We start from the raw sequence: 1,128 nt of genomic DNA, 5'->3' as shown, positions 1-1,128 counted from the left end.
GGAGTAAACCTTGCAATTCGAATTCTTCCATGTAATATTCGGCCATTGTCAAAAGAAGATCGCCATGACCGGTAAACCTTTCAAGGTCCAAGCTGTTGCCAAGATGCTTGGCACGAGCATCGACTATGTTCGTCGTATGATCGATGAATCAGGCATTCAAGTAGCCCGTCAGGAGACAGGTCCGAAAACGCGTCTGTTTTCGGCGGACAACGTGTTCGAATTGGCTCGTTATAAGGCGAATAAAAGGGGGCGTTCGCAGGTCTCGCCATTCCAGACGGCAGGAAAACGGCGATCCGGAAAGCAAACCGTAGCGACCATCTACGCCCCAAAGGGCGGCGTTGGCAAGACGACGCTAGCGGGGAACCTCGCTTGCCGATTCGCAATGCGTGGGTTGAAAGTGTTGATCATCGATCTCGATTTCCAAGGAAATCTAACGATGATGTACGGATACGAGACCGAGATGACGATGGACGAGGCGGTTGCCGCAGGCGTTCACCCCTCCCGAATTGTTGAATCCCACTTTGGTACGTTAACTCCACACTGGCCCTACGGACGTCGAACCCTTGGAGAAGTAGTCAAGAAGCCCTATGGAGAGTACGGCCCACATCTCATCCCGGCCGATTTAACGCTCGATCGACTTGACACTCTTCTCACCTTTGAAACGTTTGAGGGAAGGAATTCCGAGCTAACAATTGCCCGTATGCTTCGAGATGGGATGGCCGGAAAAGACAGACACTTCGACATAGCAGAATACGATCTAGTCTTGTTTGATGCAGCACCGGCCAAGAGCCGGATTACACGCGGTGCGATTCTCGCGTCAGACTATGTGATCTCCCCGGTATCGATGGAAAAGTTTTCGACGAAGGCGTTGTCTTACCTCTCCAGCGTACTAACCGAGATGCAAGAGCAGGTTGATCGCAGCCCGGAGCTGGTTATTGTTGGCAACTTCTTTGACGCCGGCCGCGTTCGGACCGTAGGACAGATGATGACGATCACGCAGACTTACAACGACGCGGGGCTGGATCAGACGACTCGTCGTAGCGAGGAATTTCCGAAGGCGCTTAATACCTGTCTCTTCTACACATCCGATGACGCCGACGAGGGAGCTTGTCGAGGCGGTCGTGGTCG

The 1,128-nt window shown here is 53.0% G+C and carries 1 protein-coding gene; it reads left to right on the top strand.

Annotated elements, in window-relative coordinates; all coding sequences use genetic code 11:
- Positions 1–64 precede the first annotated feature (64 nt).
- The coding region (locus tag BVER_RS29230; protein ID WP_157056315.1) for a ParA family protein at positions 65–1,128 on the top strand (1,064 nt) is incomplete at its 3' end.

Origin of the sequence: Candidatus Burkholderia verschuerenii (genome assembly GCF_001189365.1) — a bacterium.
GTDB classification, from domain to species: domain Bacteria; phylum Pseudomonadota; class Gammaproteobacteria; order Burkholderiales; family Burkholderiaceae; genus Caballeronia; species Caballeronia verschuerenii.
The sequence above is the reverse complement of the archived record's forward strand: the minus strand, read 5'-3'. Positions and strand labels throughout refer to the sequence as shown.